General features: G+C 71.9%; 17 protein-coding genes. 9 read left to right on the top strand and 8 right to left on the bottom strand.

Annotated elements, in window-relative coordinates:
- Window positions 1-2 precede the first annotated feature (2 nt).
- Together D7X74_RS24410 and D7X74_RS24405 are read left to right on the top strand one after the other, a co-directional pair.
- On the top strand, window positions 3-1,109 hold the full coding sequence (locus D7X74_RS24410) for an acyltransferase (protein ID WP_120535401.1): 1,107 nt from the start codon (window positions 3-5) through the stop codon (window positions 1,107-1,109).
- A 23-nt stretch (window positions 1,110-1,132) separates the two neighbouring features.
- Window positions 1,133-1,726, top strand: a complete 594-nt coding sequence (locus D7X74_RS24405; protein ID WP_120535400.1) for a class I SAM-dependent methyltransferase — start codon at window positions 1,133-1,135, stop codon at window positions 1,724-1,726.
- Window positions 1,727-1,736: 10 nt separating this feature from the next.
- On the opposite strand, the gene D7X74_RS24400 is transcribed toward D7X74_RS24405, so the two are convergent.
- Together D7X74_RS24400 and D7X74_RS24395 are read right to left on the bottom strand one after the other, a co-directional pair.
- Entirely contained in the window at window positions 1,737-2,231 is a 495-nt protein-coding gene (locus D7X74_RS24400) for a hypothetical protein (protein WP_147444290.1), read from the bottom strand.
- A gap of 61 nt (window positions 2,232-2,292) precedes the next feature.
- Window positions 2,293-3,318 (bottom strand): ROK family protein, encoded by a 1,026-nt coding sequence (locus D7X74_RS24395; RefSeq protein ID WP_120535398.1) that lies wholly within the window; start codon window positions 3,316-3,318, stop codon window positions 2,293-2,295.
- A gap of 215 nt (window positions 3,319-3,533) precedes the next feature.
- On the opposite strand from D7X74_RS24395, the gene D7X74_RS24390 reads away from it, so the two are divergent.
- On the top strand, window positions 3,534-5,036 hold the full coding sequence (locus D7X74_RS24390) for an oligosaccharide flippase family protein (RefSeq protein WP_120535397.1): 1,503 nt from the start codon (window positions 3,534-3,536) through the stop codon (window positions 5,034-5,036).
- Entirely contained in the window at window positions 5,033-6,205 is a 1,173-nt protein-coding gene (locus D7X74_RS24385; protein WP_120535396.1) for an acyltransferase, read from the top strand. The genes D7X74_RS24390 and D7X74_RS24385 overlap by 4 nt, the downstream gene beginning before the upstream one ends.
- A gap of 13 nt (window positions 6,206-6,218) precedes the next feature.
- Here the strand turns inward: D7X74_RS24385 and D7X74_RS24380 are convergent, their stop codons facing one another.
- Window positions 6,219-7,127 carry a glycosyltransferase family A protein gene (locus D7X74_RS24380; protein ID WP_120535404.1) on the bottom strand — a complete coding sequence of 303 codons (909 nt, stop codon included), beginning with the start codon at window positions 7,125-7,127 and terminating at the stop codon, window positions 6,219-6,221.
- A gap of 147 nt (window positions 7,128-7,274) precedes the next feature.
- On the opposite strand from D7X74_RS24380, the gene D7X74_RS24375 reads away from it, so the two are divergent.
- The 4 genes from D7X74_RS24375 to D7X74_RS24360 are packed head-to-tail and all read left to right on the top strand — an operon-like array spanning window position 7,275 to window position 11,981.
- Complete coding sequence (locus tag D7X74_RS24375; protein WP_370450803.1) at window positions 7,275-8,426, top strand: glycosyltransferase family 4 protein; 1,152 nt, start codon at window positions 7,275-7,277, stop codon at window positions 8,424-8,426.
- A 35-nt stretch (window positions 8,427-8,461) separates the two neighbouring features.
- Entirely contained in the window at window positions 8,462-9,586 is a 1,125-nt protein-coding gene (locus D7X74_RS24370; RefSeq protein ID WP_120535403.1) for a glycosyltransferase family 1 protein, read from the top strand.
- A 14-nt stretch (window positions 9,587-9,600) separates the two neighbouring features.
- Window positions 9,601-10,833 (top strand): glycosyltransferase family 4 protein, encoded by a 1,233-nt coding sequence (locus tag D7X74_RS24365; RefSeq protein ID WP_120535394.1) that lies wholly within the window; start codon window positions 9,601-9,603, stop codon window positions 10,831-10,833.
- Complete coding sequence (locus tag D7X74_RS24360) at window positions 10,830-11,981, top strand: glycosyltransferase family 4 protein (RefSeq protein WP_120535393.1); 1,152 nt, start codon at window positions 10,830-10,832, stop codon at window positions 11,979-11,981. The genes D7X74_RS24365 and D7X74_RS24360 overlap by 4 nt, the downstream gene beginning before the upstream one ends.
- 9 nt (window positions 11,982-11,990) lie before the next feature.
- On the opposite strand, the gene D7X74_RS24355 is transcribed toward D7X74_RS24360, so the two are convergent.
- From D7X74_RS24355 to D7X74_RS24335, 5 genes are read right to left on the bottom strand one after another with little or no spacing between them, the layout of a single operon-like run.
- The gene (locus D7X74_RS24355; protein ID WP_233602230.1) at window positions 11,991-13,124 is read right to left on the bottom strand and encodes a glycosyltransferase family 4 protein; all 1,134 of its coding nucleotides are present in this window, start codon (window positions 13,122-13,124) and stop codon (window positions 11,991-11,993) included.
- Window positions 13,096-14,550, bottom strand: coding sequence for a hypothetical protein (locus D7X74_RS24350; protein WP_120535392.1), 1,455 nt, complete (start codon window positions 14,548-14,550; stop codon window positions 13,096-13,098). Before D7X74_RS24350 ends, D7X74_RS24355 begins: the two co-directional genes overlap by 29 nt.
- The gene (locus D7X74_RS24345) at window positions 14,547-15,671 is read right to left on the bottom strand and encodes a glycosyltransferase family 4 protein (RefSeq protein WP_120535391.1); all 1,125 of its coding nucleotides are present in this window, start codon (window positions 15,669-15,671) and stop codon (window positions 14,547-14,549) included. Before D7X74_RS24345 ends, D7X74_RS24350 begins: the two co-directional genes overlap by 4 nt.
- Window positions 15,672-15,682: 11 nt before the next feature.
- On the bottom strand, window positions 15,683-16,861 hold the full coding sequence (locus tag D7X74_RS24340) for a glycosyltransferase (protein ID WP_279637084.1): 1,179 nt from the start codon (window positions 16,859-16,861) through the stop codon (window positions 15,683-15,685).
- A 59-nt stretch (window positions 16,862-16,920) separates the two neighbouring features.
- Entirely contained in the window at window positions 16,921-19,116 is a 2,196-nt protein-coding gene (locus D7X74_RS24335) for a polysaccharide biosynthesis tyrosine autokinase (RefSeq protein ID WP_120535389.1), read from the bottom strand.
- A 219-nt stretch (window positions 19,117-19,335) separates the two neighbouring features.
- On the opposite strand from D7X74_RS24335, the gene D7X74_RS24330 reads away from it, so the two are divergent.
- Window positions 19,336-20,667, top strand: coding sequence for a bifunctional glycosyltransferase/class I SAM-dependent methyltransferase (locus D7X74_RS24330; RefSeq protein ID WP_120535388.1), 1,332 nt, complete (start codon window positions 19,336-19,338; stop codon window positions 20,665-20,667).
- The last annotated feature ends 30 nt before the right edge of the window (window positions 20,668-20,697 follow it).

Below are 20,697 nucleotides of genomic sequence, written 5' to 3'. Positions count from 1 at the left end.
CGATGGATCCGCTCGCGGGCCGGGAGTCCGCGCGCAGAGCGGGACTGGACGTGCTGCGCGCCGTCGCCATCCTGGCGGTGCTCGCCTTCCATGCGCCCGCGAACGCGCGGGAAGCGCTGCCGGCCTGGGTGCGCATGGGCTTCAGCCTGGGGTGGATGGGCGTGGACCTGTTCTTCGTCCTGTCGGGCTACCTCATCGGCCGGCAGGTCTTCGGCCCCGAGGAGCCTGGAGGACTGGGCGCGAACCTGCGCACCTTCTGGACGAAGCGGTGGATGCGCACGCTGCCGCTCTACTTCGTCGTCCTCGCCGCATATGCGCTGAAGCCGTGGGTGTTCGGTACGCCGTTCATCGGAGGCGGCTGGCACTACGCGCTCTTCCTCCAGAACTTCACCGACCTGCGCGACTTCGAGCAGAGCTGGTCGCTGTGCGTGGAAGAGCACTTCTACCTGCTGCTGCCGCTCGTGGCGTTCGGGCTGGGCGGCCGCAAGTGGCCGGCCTTCGCCTGGCTCGTGCCCGTCGCCGTGAGCCTGCTCCTGCGCTTCTTCACGCGGTCCACGCTTCCGGAGGGGCTGGACGCGTCGGAGATCTGGGTGCGGTTGCAGTGGCCCACGTTCCAGCACCTGGACGGGCTCTGCGCGGGCGTCTTCCTTGCCCGGACGGCCTCGACGTGGCGTCAGTGGCCCTCCCGGGCACGGGCCCTGTGCGGGGTGCTGGGACTGGCGACGGTGGTGGGGAGTCTGGGCGTATTTGTCCCCCGGATGCAGGGGTTGGGCGGCGTATGGCTCATCGCGGGGCTGGCGGTGGGCTTCAGCGGCCTGTTGGTCGCGATGGAGTCGCTGCGCCTGCCGGCGGTGCTGCGGTGGCCGGCGTACCAGGTGTCGGCGCTGTCCTACGGGGCCTATCTGTGGTTCGGCCCCATCGTGCGCGTCTTCGAGCGGCGGGACATCGCGGGGCCGCCGGTGCTGACATTGATGGCCTTCCTGGCCGCGACCCTGGCAGTCTCGTGGCTGACGTACCGGGCGGTGGAGCTGCCGTGTTTGCGGCTGCGGGACCGACTGCTCGCGAGGTTCACGGAAGCACGCCGGGACATCACCGCCATCGGCGGTTGAGCCCACGGCACGAGGATGGATTCATGCGCGTCAGCACCCACTTCGCCCTCTGGATGGCAGGGATGGCCCAGGCGGAGACCCAGACGACGGCGGGCGAGCGCGCGTGTCTGGCACGGTACGCGGCGGGACGGCAGCGGCTGGTGGAGATTGGCGTCTGGCACGGGGTGACGACGCGCGTGCTGCGCGCGGTGATGGACCCCACCGCCACGCTGTGGGCCGTGGATCCGTACCCGGTGGGACGGCTGCGCGTGAGCTTCCAGCAGCTCATCGCGCACCGCGAGGTGGGCAGCGTGAACAACGGGCGCGTGGACTGGGTGCGCGCCACCGGCGCGGATGCCGCGCGCCAGCACCGCGAGCGGGGCCTGCCGGCGGTGGACTTCGTCTTCATCGACGGAGACCACACCTACGAAGGGCTCCAGGGAGACTGGACCGGCTGGAGCCCGCTGGTGGCACCGGGCGCCATCATCGCGCTGCACGACACCCACTCCAGCCCGTCGCGTCCGCTGAACACCGCGGGCAGCGCGCGCTACACGCGCGACGTCATCCTCCACGACCCCGCGTTCGAGTGCGTGGACACGCACGACTCCCTGACGGTGATGCGCCGCCGCGAGGGATGAGCGCGAGCGCTCACCGCTTGTAGGGTTCGAGCTGGATCTCCACGCAGGTGTCCTTCTCGAAATAGACACCCGTGGGGTGATAGCCCCCTCCGTTGATCGCGATCAGCACGTAGGTCTTATGGCGGCTCGTGGGGATGGCACGGAAGTAGCCATCCTTCGAGACATTCAAGACGCCTTCGACCCAGCAACCCGCCATCCCATCAATCCCCGACGCTGACATCACCTCGTATTCCAGCCGAGGCAATGGCTTCCCGTCGCCCGCGATGAATCGCCCCACCAGCAGTGGGTAGCCCTGCCTTTCCTGCTCGGCAACGTACGCGTCATCCTCCGAGGCAGGCCAGTCATGGCGCACGGTCTCGCAGGGGACGTGGACGACGCAGCTGTCCTTGAACCAGCACGCCATCCGGTCCGTGACGGATCCGCCGCGCTTCCACGACCCACAGCCCGTGCTTCCCAGGGCCAGGGCGCCCATCACCCCGACCGCGAGCCATCGCTCCCGGCGCATCCACGCAGTCCCCATCCCCGCATCATCGCAGCAGGGATGGGCACCCGCGCCAGCCCCCCCTCTACATCTGCGGGCCCGCGAGCAGCGCCGCGCCGATGGCGCCGGACAGGTCGCCCAGCTCCGCCACGCGCAGCGCGGGCTTGCGCTCCGTGATGAACAGGTGCGGGTGCATGGCGTCGGCGATGCGCTCCACGAACGGCTCGCCCAGCCGCGACCCCAGCCCCCCGCCAATGACGACCGCCTCCACGTCCAGCAGGTTGATGACGGACGCGACGGCCACGCCCATCATCGCCACCGCGCGGTGGATGAGCCGCGTCGCCAGTGGGTCCTTCTCCTTCAGCGCCCGCGACCAGATGCCGCTCGACAGCCGCGTGCGGCCCTTGTCGCGCATGATGTCGAAGAGGATCGTCTTCTCCCCCTTCTTCACCGCCGCGTGCGCCTTGCGCTCCATGGACGCCCGGCCCGCGTAGGCCTCCAGGCAGCCGCGCCGGCCGCAGCCGCACCGCGCGCCGTTGGGCTTCACCACCATGTGGCCAATCTCACCGGCGGAGCCCTGGCCGCGCCACGGCACGCCGTTGAGCACCAGGCCGCCACCCACACCCGTGCCCCACCACACGCCCAGCACGGAGCGGTGGCCGCGGCCCGCGCCCAGCTTGTACTCGGCGGCGACCGCCACCTGCACGTCGTTGCCCATCACCACCTTGCCGCCCACGAGGTCGCCCAGGTCCGACGCGATGGGGTACGGCGCGTCCCAGCCACCCGCCACGTTGCTCGCGTGCGCGAGCGTGCCGCTGTTCGCATCCACCGACCCCGGTGCGCCCACGCCCACCCCCGCGAGCTTCGCGGGCTCGATGCCCGCCGTCTGCGCCGCTTCGCCCAGCGTGCCGTACAGCTCCTTCACCACCTCGCCCGGTCCACCCTTGGAGGGCGTCATGTGGCGGGCGCGGCCCAGCACCTCGCCGCGCGCATCCACGACGACGGCTTCAATCTTGGTGCCCCCCAGGTCGATGCCTCCCCAGATGCGGGCCCGGTCGTTCAACGGGCCCTTCTCCGTCCCGTTCCCGCGGTTCACCGAAGTCTCAGCCATGTCCCGCCCCCGTGGATTGGCGGCACCCATCGCCGCACCCGCTCAATCTGCGCAGCGCGGGCCGTGGCCACGGCCATCACACCGAGCACCCCCGCGACTGCCCGGCCGCCCTCCGGGGCTCCGGACAGGCCCTGCCTTCCGGCGCGCGAACGCAGCTCCTTGCGCCGGGCCCTGTTCGCCGGACGCGAGGCCGCATATACGCTCACGTCTCTTCCATGAGCAGTCCCTCCACCTCCGCACCGGAGCTGGGCACCTCGGACGTGAAGGTCCGGGCCCAACGCTCCATCGTCGCCCTGGGCCTCCGGACGCTCGGCTCCCTGGGCCTGCGCGTGGTGAGCTCGCTCGCCCTGTCGCGCCTGCTCTTCCCGTCCGACTACGGCGCCTTCGCCATCGTGGCCTTCACCGCCGCGATGGGCGCGTACCTGGGCGACCTGGGCCTCAGTGCTTCGCTGGTGCGCCAGCAGCACGAACCCACCGAGGATGAAATCAGCACCGCGTTCTGGAGCCACCAGGGCTTCACCGTCGCCATCGTGGCGGTGCTGCTGGGGTTCGCTCCGCTCATCGCACGCTCCTACGACCTGGGGTCTTCCGGTGCGCTCATGGTGTGCGCCGTGGCGCTGGGATTGTTCTTCCACTCGCTGCGCGTCATCCCCATCATGATGCTGGAGCGAAACCTCCACTTCCCCGCCATCGCGCGCGCGGAGCTGGTGGAGAGCGTCGCGCAGACGGCGGCCACCATCCTCCTGGCCGCGCTGCACTGGGGCCCGTGGGCGCTCATCGGCGGCGGGCTGGTGCGCGGCGCGGTGGGGCTGGGGATGTTGTGGGCCGCGGCGGCGTGGCGTCCGCGCGGCAAGGTGCGCTGGGACATCGTCAAGCGACTGCTCGGCTTCGGCATCTGGTTCCAGCTCAACGGCATCGTGCCCGCCATCCTGGGCGGATGGATTCCGCTCGTGGTGGGGCGCCTGGAGGGCAAGGACGCGGTTGGGCTGGTGAACTGGGCGTGGGCGCTGGCCTCCGTGCCGCTGGCGCTCAGCAGCGTGCTCAACCGCGTGGCGTATCCGGCCTACAGCCGCATGCAGCAGGACGCGGAGGGGCTCGCGGAGTACCTGCGCACGTCCATCCGCCGCATCAGCGCGGTGCTCTGCATCCTCGTGCCCTTCGGCGTCATCGCGCTGCCCTTCCTCATCCCCACCCTCTTCGGCGAGCGCTGGAGCCCGGCGGCCGCGCTGGTGCAGTGGTTCATGCTGGAGGGCGCGATGCAGGCCGTGCACGGGCTGCTGAACTCGCAGCAGAACGCCAGCGGCCACGCGCGCGAGCGGGTGTACGTGCTCATCGGCTCCAGCCTGCTGCGCTGCGGGCTGGGCACGCTGGCGGTGATGCACTGGGGCATCGTGGGCATCGGCGTCACGGCCACGGCCATCACGCTCACGGAGCTGTGCCTGAGCGCGTGGCTGGTGGCTCGGAGAAACCCGCACCTGTCCGGTCTGGAGTTCCAGGTGCTGGAGCCGTTCCTCACGGTGGGCGCGCTGCTCGCGTTCGCGGTGGGCCTGTCGCGCTTCGCCAGCGGACAGTACGGGCTGCTCGTGCAGGCGCTGGTGGGGACCGGGATGCTGGCGGTGCTGGTGCTCGCGCGGGAACGCTCCCGGCGGGGGCTGTCGCTGGTGGGCGAGGTGCGCGCCGTCGTGGCGCACGTGCGCGGACGGAAGGCCGCCCCGTGAGCGCCGTGGCGGAACGCCCCGCGCTGCCCGCCCTCACCGGCCTGCGCTTCCTCGCGGCGATGGGCGTGCTGGGCTACCACTGCTACTGCGCGCCGTGCTCCCCGGCGCTGCCCTCGGGCATCGGACGGCTCATCGGCGCGGGCTTCTCCACCGTCAGCCTGTTCTTCATCCTGTCCGGCTTCATCCTCGCGTACACCTATCTGGAAGACGGCGGCGGGATGAAGGGCACGTGGAGGGCCTTCTACCGCGCGCGCTTCGCGAGGCTGTATCCGGTGTATCTGGTGTCGCTGCTGGTGGACGTGCCCATGTTCGTGCGCGCCGTCCACATGGCGGATCCACCCGCGAGCACGGGCGAGCTGCTGCGCATCACCGGCGCGACGCTCACGCTCACGCAAGGCTGGCTGACGCTGCACCGGCCCACGTGGAACATCGTCGCGTGGACGCTGTCGGTGGAGGCGTTCTTCTACCTGCTCTTCCCGCTCGTGGGCCCGTGGCTCGCACGGCGAAGCACCCGGGTGCTCACGGCGCTCGCGGCCGGCGCGTGGCTGCTAGGCATCACGCCCATGCTCGCCGCCGACGCGGCGGCGCGGCTGACCGATTCCGGTGGAGTGCTCGCGACGTTCCTGCGGGTCTGGGGGTTGATCTCTTCTGAAGCCATTCCGCTCGCGCGGCTGCCGGAGTTCCTCATCGGGTTGTGCCTGGGGCTGGTGTTCTGCCGGCGGGAGCACCTGACGGCGCGTGCGTGGGCACGGACAGTGGCCTTCGTGCTCATCGGCGGCGGGCTGGCGGCGGGGCTGATGCGGCTGCCGGAAGCTCCGTCACCGCTGGTGCAGTCCGCCGTGCTGGTGCCGCTGTTCACCGCGAGCATCTACCTGCTCGCGAGCGGCCTCGTGGGCCGGGGGCTGGGACTGGGAACGCGGGCAATGGTGCTGCTGGGGGGCGCCAGCTACGCGCTCTACATGACCCACGGCTCGCTGATGAACTACGCGCTGGCGTTGAACACGCGCACGCTGGGGCTGCCCCACAACGTGCTCGCGCTGCTCTTCGCGCCCGTGGCCGTGGGCGTCTCCGTGGTGCTCTTCCGACACGTAGAGGAGCCCATGCGGCACCGGCTCCGGGCCCTGCGGCGTCCTCGCGCGGCCCCGCCTCCCGAAGTCGCGGGAAGCTGAACGCGCGCCGGCTTCAGCGACGGGGCCGGAGCGACTTCGCGAGCACCCAGGGCGGAAACCCCAGCAAGTATCTCCACCGGGGCAGCGCACGGTGGAAGCGCAGGCCGCGCGCGTACAGCGTCAGGGCCTGACGGCGCCGGCCGTGTTCGAGCAGCCAGTGCGTCACGTGTCGCAGGCCGAAGAGGAGCATGGCCAGCCGCTCCCGGCGACGCGCGGCGCCTCCCGGGTAGCGCCCGTGTCCCTCCTGGGACAGCAGGAACAGGGTGCCCTCGTAACCCCGGTCGAGGTCGCGCGAGGACGACTCCGCGTGCTGGCGGTAGCCCAGCGTCACCGGGGACTCCACGTAGACGAAGCCGGGCTCGACGCCCAGGCGGTACAGCAGGTCGTAGTCCTCGGAGCTGATCCGCTTCGCGCTGAAGCCACCCACCCGGCGGAGCGCTTCGGTGCGCACGGCCACCGCGCACGCGGTGCGGATGAACGTCGCGTCCGCGCTGGCCAGGTAGTCCGCGAAGGACCGCGCGACGAAGGGCCCGGACTCCAGGTCCGACAGCTCGCCGGGTGACTGGAAGGAGCGGGCCCGGCCCATCACCAGCGTGGGGCGGCCGTGCTCCTGGAGGGCCTGCTGGAACGCCGCCAGCGTCCAGGGCGGCCACAGATCGTCGCTGTCGAGGAAGGCCACGTATTCGCCACGGGCCTCGCGGATGCCCAGGTTGCGAGCCACGCCCTGCCCCGCGTTGTCCTGACGGAACACGCGAACGCGCTCGCCGTAGCGGGCGAGCAGCGCGGGCGTCCCGTCGGTGGAGCCATCGTCCACGACGATGACCTCATGGTCCGTCAGCGTCTGGGCGAAGACCGAGGCCAGCGTCTCTTCCAGGAGCGAGGCCCGGTTGTAGGTCGGAATGACGACGGAGAAGAGGGGCATGCCACCCGGGAGCGGAAGGAGCCGGATGATAACCCGCGCCCCCGGAGGCGACATGGCTTCCCGCCCGACACGTGAAGCGGTTAAGAGTCGGGCACCCCGCCGGGACGGACCCGGCGTGTCGGACCGCCGCTCCCGGATGACGCCCGCGTGCCTGCCTCCCTCCCCACCTGGCATCTGCTCTCGGGCGAGTACCCTCCGATGGTGGGCGGCGTCGCGGACTACACCCGGCTCATCGCTGACGCGTTGGTGCGCGCGGGCGAGCAGGTCCACGTGTGGGCGCCGGGCCCGTCGGGGGTCGTGACGGAGGACGGGGTGACGGTCCACCGCGCGCCGGGGCGGTTCTCCCCGGGCGACCTGCGGGCGCTGTCGCGCGAGCTGGATGCGTGCCCCGGGCCGCGAAGGCTGCTGCTCCAGTACGTGCCGCACGCGCTGGGACTGAAGGCGATGAACGTCCCGTTCTGCGCGTGGTTCGCCGCGCGGAGGAAGGACGAGCGGCAGGTGTTCTTCCACGAGGTCGTCTACCCGTGGAGCCTCCACGCGCCCTGGCGGCACCATGTGCTGGCCGCGACCACGCGGGTGATGCTGCGGCTGGTGGCGGAGTCCGCGGACCGGAGCTTCGTCTCCATCCCGACGTGGGCGGAGCACCTGTCGGCCAGGGCGAAGCAGCGCACCGAATGGCGTCCCGTGCCCAGCAACCTCCCGACGGAGGTGTCCGCCGTGGACGTGCTCCGGGCGAGGGCGTCCCTGCCCGAGGGGCCGGTGGTGGGCCACTTCGGCACGTACGGTTCGGCCATCGTGGGGCCGCTGGAGTCGGTGCTCGTCTCCGTGCTGCGCGCGGATCCGCGGAGGCAGGGGCTGCTGCTGGGCCGGGGCAGCCGCGCGTTCATGGAGGCCGTGGTGCGACGACGTCCGGACGTGGCGGCCCGCCTCCAGGCCCGCGACGCGCTCTCGCCGGGCGAGGCCGCGGCCTTCCTGCGGGTTTGCGATGTGCTGGTGCAACCGTATCCGGATGGCGTCAGCACGCGCAGGGGCAGCGCGATGGCGGGCCTGGGCCTGGGCGTCCCCCTGGTCACGAACACGGGCCATCTCACGGAGCCCCTGTGGCGCGAGCTGCTTCCCGTGGCGCTGGTGGAAGGCACGGCGCCATCGGCCCTGGTGGACGCCACGGAGCACCTGCTCTCGCAGGACGAAGCCCGCCGGGCGTTGGGGGAGCACGCCGCGCGCATCTACCGCGAGCACTTCGCGCTGGAGCGCACGGTGGAAGCGCTCTTGCGGAAGCCTCCGGGAGGAATGCCGTGAGCGCCCATGCGTCCCCGCCGCGACTGGCCCTCCTGATGGATCCACGCGAGGAGGGCTGGCCCAGCATGGACCTCGTGGGCGAGGCGCTGCTGGAGCACCTGTCCGCCCTGCCCCGGGAAGTCACCGTCACCCGCCTGCGTCCGCCCATGCCCCACGCCGTGCGCCGCCTGCCCCGCGTGGGCACGCGCAACGCGGCCTTCAACGCGGACCGGCTAATCACCCGCTTCGGGCTCTACCCGGCGCGGTTGCTCCGGGAGCGCCGGGCGCACGAAGCATTCCACGTCGTGGATCACACCTACGCGCAGCTCGTGCATGCGCTGCCCTCGGAGCGCACCGGCGTCTTCTGCCACGACCTGGACGCCTTCCGCTCCGTCCTCGAACCGCACCGCGACCCAAGACCGTCATGGTTCCGCTTGATGGCGCGCACCACGCTGAAGGGGCTGGAGCGTGCGGCCATCGTGTTCCACAGCACGCAGGCGGTGCGCTCGGAACTGCTCACGCACGGAGTGGTGCCCGAGGACCGGCTGGTGTGGGCACCGTACGGCGTGTCTCCCGAGTACCGGGCCGAACCCGTTCCCGGGGACAACAGCGACGCCGTGCTCGCACCGCTGCATGGCAGGCCGTACCTGCTGCACGTGGGAAGCGCCATCCGCCGCAAGCGATTGGACGTCCTCTTCGACGTCTTCGCGGCGCTGCGCACGAAGCATCCGGACCTCATGCTGGTCCAGCAGGGCGGCGCGCTGGACGCGGCACAGCGGGCGCAGGTGAAGCGGCTCGGGCTGGAAGGCGCGCTGGTGCAACCACCGCGACAGGAGCGGCCGACCCTCGCGGGCCTCTACCGACGCGCGAGCGCCGTGCTGGTCCCCAGTGAAGCGGAGGGCTTCGGCCTGCCCGTCATCGAGGCCCTGGCGTGTGGCGCGCCCGTGGTGGCCAGCGACCTGCCGGTGCTGCGGGAAGTGGGGGCCGACGCCTGCACCTACTGCCCGGTGGGCGACGTGGAGAACTGGACGAGCGTGGTGGATGCGCTGCTCACCGGTCGTCGGCCCGCGCCCGCGCGCGAGTCACGACACGCACGGGCCGCCCGCTTCACCTGGGGCGCCCACGCTCGCACCGTGCTGGACGCCTACCTGCGATTGCTTGACCGACCTGGACGGGTCTGATTCGGTCGCCCCGCGTGCGCATCCTGTTCCTCAACCCCGTGGGAATCCTGGGCGGTGCCGAACGCGCACTGCTGGACCTGCTCGCGTGCCTGCGCACGCTGGACCCCGCGCTGTCGCTGCACCTGCTCGTGGGCACGGATGGACCCCTCGTGGAGGCCGCGCGAGCACTGGGCGTGGACGCTCGGCCGTTGCCCCTTCCTCCGGCACTGTCCGCGCTCGGGGACAGTGGGCTCCGGGGTCAGGGACTCGCGGGAGGGCTGCGCTTCGTCCGCGACTCCGCGCCCGCCGCGCTCCTGCTCGCACGCTACGGCGTCGCACTGAGGCAGGCCGTGCGTGACGCGGCTCCGGACCTGCTGCACTCCAATGGCATCAAGACGCACCTGCTGACCGCCGCCACCGCGGGCCTGCCCCTGCCGCGCGTCTGGCACGTGCATGACTTCCTGGGCGAGCGCCCCCTCGTGCGCCGCGCGCTGGCGGGGCTGCGTCCCCTGGCTTCGGCGGCCATCGCGAACTCACAGGCCGTGGGTGAGGATGCGCGGACGGTGCTCGGGAACGTGCCCGTGCACGTGGTGCACAACGGCGTGGACGTGGAGCGGTTCTCCCCGGGTCCCGGTGACGGCGCGCACCTGGACGCCCTGGCCGCGTTGCCTCCCGCGCCCGAGGGCACGTTGCGCGTGGGACTGGTCGCCACCTATGCGCGATGGAAGGGACACGACGTCTTCCTGGAAGCCGCCGCGCTGCTGACGCGTCAGGCCCCCACCCTGCCCGTGCGCTTCTACCTGGTGGGCGCGCCCCTCTACCGCACGCCCGATTCGCAGTTCACCGACACGGAGCTGCGCGAACAGATTGAACGCCACGGCCTCACCGGGCGCGTGGGGCTGGTGCCCTTTCAAGCCGACCCCGCCCGCGTGTACCGCGCCCTGGAGGTCTTCGTGCACGCCAGCACCCGCCGCGAACCCTTCGGCCTCACCATCGCGGAGGCGCTCGCATGCGGGCGCGCCGCCGTCGTCTCCAGGACGAGCGGCGCGGCGGAAGCACTTCGCGACGGCGAGGACGTGCTGGCCATCGACCCCGGTGATGCACGGGTCCTGTCGGAAGCACTGCTCCGCCTGCTCGGGGACGAAGGCCTGCGCGGACGACTGGCGACCGCGGCCCGGCACACCGCCGTGCGCTGCTTCTCCCGCGAGCGCTACGCTCGGGAGATCCTCGCCGTGTACCGGCAGCTCGTGCCACGGGAGCAAGGGTGATGCGTCCCCGGAAGCTCGTCACCGTCTCCCACTCGTACGTCGTCACGCTCAACCGCCGGCTGGCCAACGAGATGACGCGCGTGGGCGCGGGCCGCTGGGACGTCACCGCCGTGGCACCGCGCGCCTTTCACGGCGACCTGAGTCCGCTGGTGCTCCAGCGTGAACCCGGCGAGCCCGTGCACATCGAGGCCGTGCGCGCCTTCTTCAGCCGCTCCCTGCACGGCTTCGTCTACGGCCCGGAGCTGCGCGCCCACCTGTCGCGAGGCGTGGACCTGGTGCACGCGTGGGAGGAGCCCTACGTGCTGTCGGGCCTGGAGGTGGCGATGCTGACGCCGCGCCGGGTGCCGCTCGTGTTCTGCACGGCGCAGAACCTGACCAAGCGCTACCCCCCACCCTTCGCACAGGCCGAGCGTTTCGTCGTGCACCGCGCTGCGGGCTGGGTCGCGTGGGGACAGACGGTGCGGGACACGCTCCAGTCACGTCGCGACTACGCGCTGCGGCCCTCGCGCTTCATCCCCATGGGCGTGGACGTGGAGCAGTTCCGACCGGACGCGGCGGCGGGCGCGGACTTCCGGAGGAAGCTCGGCTGGGAGACGGAAGGGCCTCCGGTGGTGGGCTATCTGGGGCGCTTCGTTCCGGAGAAGGGCGTGCGCCTGTTGATGGAGGCGCTCGATGCCCTGCGCACGCCCTGGAGGGCCCTCTTCGTCGGTGGCGGCCCCATGGAAGCGACGCTGCGAGACTGGGCGTCACGTCACGCCGACCGCGTGCGCGTCGTCACCGGCGTGCCGCACGCGGGAGTGCCCCAGGCGCTGAATGCCATGGACGTGCTCTGCGCGCCCAGTCAGACGACGCCCCGGTGGAAGGAGCAGTTCGGCCGCATGCTCGCGGAGGCCTTCGCGTGCGGAGTGCCCGTGCTCGGCAGCGATTCCGGCGAGGTGCCCTTCACGGTGGGCGATGCCGGACAGGTCCTGCCAGAAGCGAACGTCCCCGAGTGGACCCGAGCGCTCGCGGACCTGCTGGAGAATCCATCGATGCGTCGCGAACAGAGCAGGAAGGGCCGTGAGCGCGCGCTGTCCCACTTCGCCTGGCCGGTGGTGGCGCGAGCACACCTCGACTTCTTTGAGGAAGTGCTCCAGCGCCGCGCCTGAGCCGGAAGCTCAAGCCTCCAGCCGGGCCACCAGCGCCTCCGCCATCGCATCCCACGTCCAGGCGCGCAGCGTGGACGACACCGCCGCGACGGCGGGCGCCAACGCATCACCACGGTTCCGCCAGTCCTCCAGGCGCCGCATCAACTCCCCCGAATCCTCCGGCGAGTCGAGCAGCAGCCCCTGGAGCTCAGCCGGGTAGCGCTCGGCCACGCCCGCCGAGCGACTCACCAGCGCGGGAATGCCCACGCACAGCGCCTCATGCACGCCCAGGCCGTAGGGCTCGTAGCGCGTGGGCGCCACCAGCAGATCCGCGGCGGCCAGCAGGCGGGGCACATCCTTGCGGAAGCCCAGGAACCGGACGCGCTCCCCCAGCCCTCGCAGCCGCGCCTCGCGCTCCCAGGCATCCCGCTGCGCGCCCGTTCCCACCACGTACAGGTCCACGTCCCACGCCTTCACCGCGCACAGTCGGACCCACGCGTGGAAGAGCGTGTCGAAGCCCTTTCGCTGGTCACCCAGCGCGCCCACGAACAGCGCCACGCGCCGCTCCTCGGGCCAGCCCAGCGACGCCCGGGCCTCACGCCGGAGCGACGGGGATGTGGACGCAAAGCGCGTCGGCTCGCCCCCCAGGTAGACGACGTGGACCCGCGAAGGCTCGACGCCTGTCGCGGCCATCAGGTCCTGCCGCGTGCGCTCCGAGTTCGCGATGAGGATCCTCGCGCTCCGCAGCGCGCGCTGCTCACGCCGCAGGTACATGCGGTGACTCACCTGGCCCTTGAGCCGGCGCAGCGGATTGCCCACGGGCTGCGGCGCATGCGCACCGTGGACGTAGTGGACCCAGTTGGCCGCGGGAACCACGCAGTTGCCGCCGTTGGCCACCACCTGCCCGCCCTCCGCCAGCGTGCGCGTGGCCCAGAAGCGCCCCACCGCATCAAGCAACGGCTCGCCCAGCAGGTACGCATTCGCGGGCTTGGGCACGCGGATGAAGCGCACGTTGGGGTAGCGCAGCAGCGAGTCCTCCACCCGGTGCGCCACCAGCCGCACCGGCCCGCCGCGACGCGCGAGCCAGTCCGCCAGCGCGAGGTTCGCCCGGTCCATGCCTCCGGTGGAGACGAAGTCACCGGCGATGAGCGTGTACGGCCGCATTCCGATTCCAGTACGCGCTGAAGAACGCCGCGTTGAGCAGCCAGAACTCCATGCCCATCTGGCTCATGAAGAACGGATAGCTGAAGGTGAGGGCCACCGCGCCCAGGTCATAGGCGAACAACAAGCTGCCCCACAGCCAGAACTCACCCGCCGAGTCCTCGCGCCGGATGGCCACCCGGAAGCCCCACACCATCGTCACCAGCAGGGCCAGCGGATAGAAGAGGATGGCCAGGAACCCGCCGTCGAACACCCACCCCGACCACTGGATCTCCGCCCACAGCGGCGGGTACTCGCGGTCGCTGTTGTCGCCGAAGTAGGCGTTGGCCATGCCGTAGCGGCCCAGCCCCGCGCCCAGCGGATACTCCGGCAGGCGCTCCCCGAAGGTGTCCTCCAGGAAGTGGCCCCGGTTGCCCTGGTACACCTGACTGGGATCCGACGCGGTGAGGGTGCTCCAGCGCGCCAGCACCGCGTCGCCGCCCACCGCGACCGCCCAGCCGAAGGCGACCACCGCGAGCCCACCCACGACACCGCCCAGCACCGCCAGTCGCATCAGCCGGCCGCCCACCATCAGCACCAGCCCCATGGCGAGCATGCACACCAGCAGCGTCACCGCCGCCGCGCGCACCTGACACAGGTACAGGCTCACCAGACCCACGCCGATACCGCCCACGCCCAGCACGCGCTTCCACGTGTCCTGACGACTCAAGAGCAACGCGCCGCCCAGCAGCACCGCGTAGAAGGCACCGGTGGCCGCGCCACCCGGCAGGTCCGTCAGGCCCATGGGCCGGAAGACGCGTGCACCGCTGGCCGTCTCGAACTGGAGGCTGCGGATGTAGCCCTCGCCCTGGCCCTCGACGACCGAGGACAGCGCGGGCTGGAAGCGGCCGGGGAAGTACACCTGCAGCACGCCCATCGTCGCGCTCGCCATGTTGAACAGGAAGAGCAACAGGACGACGCGCCGGAACATCTTCTCGTCCATGCGCAGCCGGCTGGCCCAGAACAACGGCGCGAAGACGGAGGCCTGGATGCCCACCTGCGCCGCCGCCGCCAGCGGGCTGGTGGTGCCGGGGTGGAAGAAGTTGAGCGCCGTCACGCCCACGTACGCCAGCAGGAAGGGCATCGCCGGATGCTTGATGCGGCGCCCCTTCACCAGCGCCAGCAGCGCGAGGCTCGTGCCGAACGCCAGGATGCGGAACACCACCCGCAGCGGAGACAGCGCCTCCAACAGCAGCGCGAGCTGACAGCCGAACAGCAGCGCGATGAAGGCCACCACCACCCGGCCCGAGCCGAAGAATCCGGTGGGCGCCGTCGGAGCCGGAGCCCCCTGCACGGGCGCTTCGGGCACGCGTCGCACGTACCGCTGGTGCAGCACGCCGGGTCCCCGCAGGCCGGGACGCCCGGAGGCCACGGGACGGGCCCCCTTCATGACAGGGGCTCCGTAACCACGGAGCGCACCGCCGCCTCCAGCGCCTCCAGGAACGCGGACGGAGCACTCAGCGCCTGCGCCCGCGCGGGTCCGCCAAGGCCCAGCTTCCGCCGGGTCTCCCCATCCTCGATGAGGCTCCGCAGCGCCTGCGCCAGCGCCTCCGCCTTCGGAGGCACCAGCACGCCGCACGACGCATCGACGATCTCCAGCGGCCCGCCCAGCGCGGTGGTGACCACGGGAAGCCCGGCGTACAGCGCCTCCACGAACGCGAGGCCGAAGGGCTCCGGTCCGGTGTTCGGCTGACAGTGCACCTCCGCCGCGCGCAGCAGCCGGGGCACATCCGAGCGCTGCCCCAGGAAGCGCACCCGGTCGGAGAGCCCCAGCAGCGCGGCCTGGGCCTTCAAGCCCTCTTCGTACGCGACCTCCTCCGGTCGCTGCGCCCCGCCCGCGAACCACGCCTTCCAGCCCGGCACCTGTCGCAGCCGGCCCAGCGATTCCAGCAGCAGCCGCTGGCCCTTCCACTCCTGCATCCGGCTGGCGTGGACGATGACGACGTCCTCCGCGCCCGCACCCAGCTCACCTCGGAGCGAAGCGCGCTCCGAAGCGGTGAGCCCGGCGCCGCCCTCCGGCACGGGAGGATGGAGCACGCGCCACGGCGTGCGCGGGTACACCCGGGCCAGCGTGGCCGCGGTGTAGCGGCTGTTGCACAGCGCCAGCCGAGGCTCGGTGACGCGCGCCCAGCGCTCCACCCAGTGCTCGCCCGTGAGCGCGTCATGCTGGAAGAAGAGGAGCGGCACCCCGGCAGTGCGCACCACCGGCCCGAAGAGCGCCTGCGGCCACGCCGCGTGACACACCACCGCGGAGAACACCTCGCGCTTCAGCAGGGCCATCAACGCGCGGCGCGCCTCCCACACCAACCAGGGACGGCTCACCTTCGCGGGCCCCAGCAGGTGCAGCGCGGCGCCCGCCGAGCGCAGCTCCTCCGCGATGCGGCCCTCGAAGCACAGCGCGAACGCGTGCTCCACGCCCCCACCGCGCCGCGCCCCCGCGAGCGCCAGCGTGCGCAGGAACGTCTCGATGCCGCCGTACAGGTTGCCGCTGGACACGTGCAGCACGCGCATGGGGTCGGGCCTCAACCCCCGCCCGCGACGTGCGGGACCGACACCGGAGGCCGCGCATCCACCAGGGGACTGCGCCCGAGCGCCTCCGCGTACAGGTCCAGGCTGCGCGACGCCATCACGTCATGGGCGAACTCCGCCCGCGCGCGCTCCTGCGCCCCACGACCCAGCCGCTCCCGGAGTCCGGGCTCCTCCACCAGCCGGCGCGCCGCCGCCGCCAGCGCCCGCGCATCGCCCACGGGCACCGTGAGCCCGGTGCGCTCGTGCATGCTCACCCACGCCACACCGGAGCCCGGGATGGCGGTGTTGATCACCGGAAGACCGCTCGCCAGCGCCTCCACCTGCGACAGGCCATACGCCTCGCTGCGCGCGTTGCTCGGGAACCACAGCGCGGTGGCGGCCCGGAACGCGCCCGCGAGCGCTTCCGGCGACAGGTAGCCCGCCCACGTCACGCGGTCCTCGATGCCCAGCGCCCGCGCCCGCTCACGGCCTTCCGCGGCCAGCGGTCCTTCGCCCACGACGACCAGCCGCCCCGGCGCGTGCACCAGCGCCTCCAGCGCCGTGAACAGGCCCTTGTAGTAGACGAGCCGCCCGACCATCAGCCACAGCGGTCCCCCCGCGGCCTCCGCCGTCCACCGCGCGCGGGCCTCGCGCGCCTCGGCCGAAGGGTGCAGGTACGGCTCAAGCTCGATGCCCAGCGGCAGCACCCGCACCTTCGACTTGAACGTGGAGAGCAGCGACGAGCCGCGCACGTACGCGTCGCTCGTGGCCAGCAGCCGCGCCGCGCGGGCGTACAGCATCCACTCGAAGGGACGGAAGAGCGCGCCCGCGACCTTCTGGCGGATGACGTCGCTCTGGTGCGTCACCACCACGGCGGGCAGGCGCGGCACCGCATCCAGCGCCAGCACCATGGACGGATTGGGCACGTGCAGGTGCACCACGTCCACGCCCCGCGCCAGCGCGCGACGCAGCGCCACCGGCAGCGCCGGCATCACGTCCATGCGCGCGACGGACGCCAGCCGTCCCAGCCGCACCACGCGCACCGCGCCGTCCCATTCCTCGCGCGTGGGGCTGCGGCCGTGGAACTCGTGGCTGGTGCCGGTGCCATCCACGGAGTGGTTCGCGCACAGCACCTCCACCTGCGCGCCCAGCGCGGCCTGCGCCCGCGCCAGCGTCCGCACGTGCGCCTCCATGCCACCGGAGGCCGGAGGGTAGAACTTCCCCAGGTGCAGCACCCGCAGGCCCGCGCCCGTCACGACGACGCCACCCCGCCCTTCTTCGGTGCGTCCTGGGTCGGGCCGTAGCCCTGGTAGCCCAGATACGTGTCGCCGTACCGGGGCTTGCGCAGGTCCACGTCGTTGAGGATGGCGCCGAACATGCGCGCCTGCACGTCCGCCAGCGAGCGCAGCGCGCGCTTCGCCGCGCCCCGGTCCGTCCTGCCCGCCTTGAACACCATCACCACGCCGTCCGCCTGCGTGGCCAGCACCGCCGCGTCCACCACGGCGTTGAGCGGCGGGCTGTCCAGGATGACGCGGTCGAACTTCTCCGACGCCGCGCGCAGCAGGTCCTTGAAGGCCCGCGTGTGCAGCAGCTCCGCCGGGTTCGGCGGCAGCGGGCCACACGGCAGCACGAAGAGGTTGGGCACCTCCGTGCTCTTCACCGCCTTGTCCAGCGACCCCTCGCCCACCACCAGCGAGCTGATGCCCGCGTCGTTGGGCACGCCGAACGCGCGGTGCAGCCGGGGCCTGCGCATGTCCGTGTCCAGCAGCAGCACGCGGTTGCCGCTCTGGGCCATGGCCACGCCCAGGTTGATGCACGTCGTGGACTTGCCTTCCTGCGGACCGCTGGAGGTCACCACCAGCGTCTTGAAGGGCTCATCCGGCGACATGAACAGCAGGTTCGTGCGCACCGCGCGGCAGCACTCCGCCACCGCCGAGCGCGGCGAGCGGTGCACGTACAGGTCGCGCTCGCCCGGCTCCCGGCCGCCTTCCATGCGCGGCACCACGCCCAGGAACGCCAGCCCCAGCCCGTCCTCCACGTCCGCCTGCGACGCGACGGTGTTCTCCATGAACTCCAGCAGCACCGCCGCGGCCAGCCCCATGAGCAGGCCCATCACCCAGCCCACCATCAGGTTGCGCCGCGTGTGCGGCCGCACCGGCACCATCGACGGCCGCGCTTCGTCCAGCACGCGCACGTTGCTCGTGCGCAAGAGGCCCGACAGCTCCACGTCCTTGAGGCGCTTGAGCACGTCCTCGTAGCGCCGCTGGTTGTCGTCCGACTCGCGCTGGAGCTGCCCGTACTCGATGGCCTTCTTGTTCACGACGAAGGCCTCGGCCTTGGTCTCATCCAAGAGCTTGTTGAGGTTGCGCTCCTCGCCCTTCACCTCCACCAGTTGCATCTCCGCCGAGCGCACCACGTTGGCCAGGCTCTTGAGCAGGTCCTCGCGCACCACCTCCAGCTTGCGGTTGCACTCCAAGAGCTTCGGATGCTCCGGCAGGTAGCGCTCCGACAGCTCCGCGCACGCGACCTTCTGCTCGCCGTAGCGCGTCTTCATGTCCTGGATGGGCCCGTCCTTGGCGCCGGGCACGGCCTCCGCCCACGTCTCGTCTTCGCCGGCGGCCTTGCGCAGCTGGTGGATGGCGTCCACGCGCGCCTGCTGCGCCGCGATGCGCGTGCGCACCTCGGTGAGCTTCAGGTTGTAGGAGTTGATGCGCTCGCTGACGATGGAGAGCCGCGACTCCAGCGACGTGGACAGCATGTCCGCGTCCTTCTTCAGGTCGTAGACGGCCAGCTCGCCGGCCTTCGCCTCGCGGCCCAGTTCGTCCCGGCGGACCTCCAGCCACGTGCGCGCCTCGTCCGTGACGCGCATCTTGAGGGCCTGGTTCTCCGCCATGTACGCGGCGGCCACCTCATTGGCGAGCAGCGCCGCGCGCTTGGGGTCCACGTCCTCCACGCCAATGTTCATCACCCGCGAGTCCTTGCCGGGCACCACCAGGATGCGCGAGCGCAACAGGCCCACCGCGTCCGCGCCCTGCATCGCCTGCACGCGCGTCTTCTCATCCAGGTTCGCCGGCAGGCCCAGGAAGCCCGAGTCGTTGGCCAGCCCCAGCCGGTCCACCACGCGGCTGGCCACCGCGCGCGAGGTGATGACCTCGCTCTGCGTGCCGGTGTATTCCTTGTTGAACCAGTAGTTGCTGCGCTCCTCCCCCATCACCTCCTTCACCTCGCCGTCGAGGATGCGCGGCGCGGTGACGTCGATGATGAGCGACGTGCTGGCCGCGTAGATGCGCGGCTGACGCAACGTCCAGGCCGCCGTGAGCGCGGTGACGGCCAGCGCCACCCCGAGCATCACCCACCGCCTGCGCCACAGTCCCCGCGCCCGGTGCATCACGCTCGCGGACGTCGCGCCGGGAGCACCTCCGGCCGGGTCCAACACCGTTCCTTCCACGTCGCGTCTCTCCAGAAGGGGGGCTGCCGCGGGGCGGCTTCAGCGGCCCGGCATCCGGACCCCGACCTGCACCCACATCGCACAGGGTGAACAACGGCCGGAGCGTGCATCGGCCCGGGCGGGTTGTCCATCACACCGACTCAGCCTGGACGCTCCTCGTCCATCCGGTCCGATCCACGAACGCGCGCCGTGAGAGCGCCTGTGGTAGTGAGCCGCACCATGGTCGCAGCCCTCTCCGTGGTCCTCCCCTACACGCCGAAGACCGCCGCCGCGGCCGCGCGGTTCGCCCAGGCCCTCGCGGGTCAGGCCCAGGTCGTCCTCGCCGGAGAAGGGCCGGTGGATGTGACGCCCGGTCCCAACGTCCACGTCCTTCCGGCCCAGGGGGGCAAGGGAGCGTCCATCCGCGCCGCGCTCCCCCACGTCACCGGCAGCATGACCGTGCTCCAGGATCCGGACGCCGCCTACTCGCCGGACAGCTACGCCGCGCTGGTGCAGCCCCTGCGCGACGACACCGCCGACGGCGTCTTCGGCCGCCGCCCCGGCAACTCCGCGGAGCTCTTGGCCGAGCGCGCCCTGGGGGGCATCACCCGCTTCGTCACCGACGTGGCCCTGGCGGATCCGCTCACCGGCCTGCGCGCCTTCCGCACGGACGCGCTGCGCTCCATCCAGCTCACCAGCGACGACGACGCGGTGGACGCGGAGCTGGTGGTGAAGATGGCCGCGCAGCTCTTCCGCCTCACGGAAGTGGCCCTCCCCCCGCTGCAGGCCGTGCCGCGCCGCCCGGCCTCCGCGCACCTGGCCCGCCTGCGCACCCTGGTGCGCTACGCCACCGTGCGCGACGACGCGGACAACCAGCACGAGGGCTACTCCACCCTGGAGCGCATGGACGGCGCCACCCACTACAACCAGTGGCTGGGCCGCCGCTTCCGCGAGCACATGGGCCGCCGCGTGCTGGAGATTGGCGCCGGCATCGGCACCATCACCCGCGAGCTGGAGGCCGGCTGCGACATGCTGGTCGCGCTGGAGGTGGAGCGCTTCTACGTGGACCGCCTGAAGAACCTCTTCCGCGGCAAGCCCCACGTGCGCCCCTACCTGTCCGACGTGGCGCTCGCGGACTGGGAGTCGCTCCAGGCGGAGAAGCTGGACACCATCGTGCTGTCCAACGTGCTGGAGCACATCCCGGACGACGCGTCCGCGGTGCGCCGCTTCCGCCAGATTCTGCAGCCGGACGGCCGCGTGCTCATCCTCGTGCCGGCGCTGCCGCAGCTCTTCGGCGCCATCGACGAGGCGGTGGGCCACTACCGCCGCTACACGCCCGCCACCCTGCGCGCGGTGCTGGAGGAGAACGGCTTCCGCGTGGACACGCTGGAGTGGATGAACCTGGTCGGCCTGCCGGGCTGGTTCGTCAACAGCCGCCTGCTGCGCCGCCGCGCGGTGCCCAAGCTCCAGTTGAAGCTCTACGACACGCTGGCGCCCCTGTTCGCCCAGGCCGAGCAGCAGGTGACGCTGCCGGTGGGCATGAGCCTGTTCGCCGTCGGCCGCGCCGTCTGACGCCCCCTTGAGCGCCGAACCCCACCCCAC

The sequence above is a fragment of the Corallococcus sp. CA047B genome, from assembly GCF_003612065.1.
Classification (GTDB): domain Bacteria; phylum Myxococcota; class Myxococcia; order Myxococcales; family Myxococcaceae; genus Corallococcus; species Corallococcus praedator.
Note: the sequence above shows the minus strand (reverse complement) of the source record. Positions and strands in the feature narration are given on the sequence as shown.

What these genes read in the sequence shown, in the direction of transcription:
- D7X74_RS24355 (WP_233602230.1), bottom strand. Translation starts at nt 13,124, where the DNA reads ATGCGGCCGTACACGCTCATCGCCGGTGACTTCGTCTCCACCGGAGGC.
- D7X74_RS24370 (WP_120535403.1), top strand. Translation starts at nt 8,462, where the DNA reads ATGGATCCACGCGAGGAGGGCTGGCCCAGCATGGACCTCGTGGGCGAG.
- D7X74_RS24410 (WP_120535401.1), top strand. Translation starts at nt 3, where the DNA reads ATGGATCCGCTCGCGGGCCGGGAGTCCGCGCGCAGAGCGGGACTGGAC.
- D7X74_RS24380 (WP_120535404.1), bottom strand. Translation starts at nt 7,127, where the DNA reads ATGCCCCTCTTCTCCGTCGTCATTCCGACCTACAACCGGGCCTCGCTC.
- D7X74_RS24400 (WP_147444290.1), bottom strand. Translation starts at nt 2,231, where the DNA reads ATGCGCCGGGAGCGATGGCTCGCGGTCGGGGTGATGGGCGCCCTGGCC.
- D7X74_RS24345 (WP_120535391.1), bottom strand. Translation starts at nt 15,671, where the DNA reads ATGCGCGTGCTGCACGTGTCCAGCGGCAACCTGTACGGCGGCATCGAG.
- D7X74_RS24330 (WP_120535388.1), top strand. Translation starts at nt 19,336, where the DNA reads ATGGTCGCAGCCCTCTCCGTGGTCCTCCCCTACACGCCGAAGACCGCC.
- D7X74_RS24405 (WP_120535400.1), top strand. Translation starts at nt 1,133, where the DNA reads ATGCGCGTCAGCACCCACTTCGCCCTCTGGATGGCAGGGATGGCCCAG.
- D7X74_RS24340 (WP_279637084.1), bottom strand. Translation starts at nt 16,861, where the DNA reads ATGGAGGCGCACGTGCGGACGCTGGCGCGGGCGCAGGCCGCGCTGGGC.
- D7X74_RS24390 (WP_120535397.1), top strand. Translation starts at nt 3,534, where the DNA reads ATGAGCAGTCCCTCCACCTCCGCACCGGAGCTGGGCACCTCGGACGTG.
- D7X74_RS24350 (WP_120535392.1), bottom strand. Translation starts at nt 14,550, where the DNA reads ATGAAGGGGGCCCGTCCCGTGGCCTCCGGGCGTCCCGGCCTGCGGGGA.
- D7X74_RS24395 (WP_120535398.1), bottom strand. Translation starts at nt 3,318, where the DNA reads ATGGCTGAGACTTCGGTGAACCGCGGGAACGGGACGGAGAAGGGCCCG.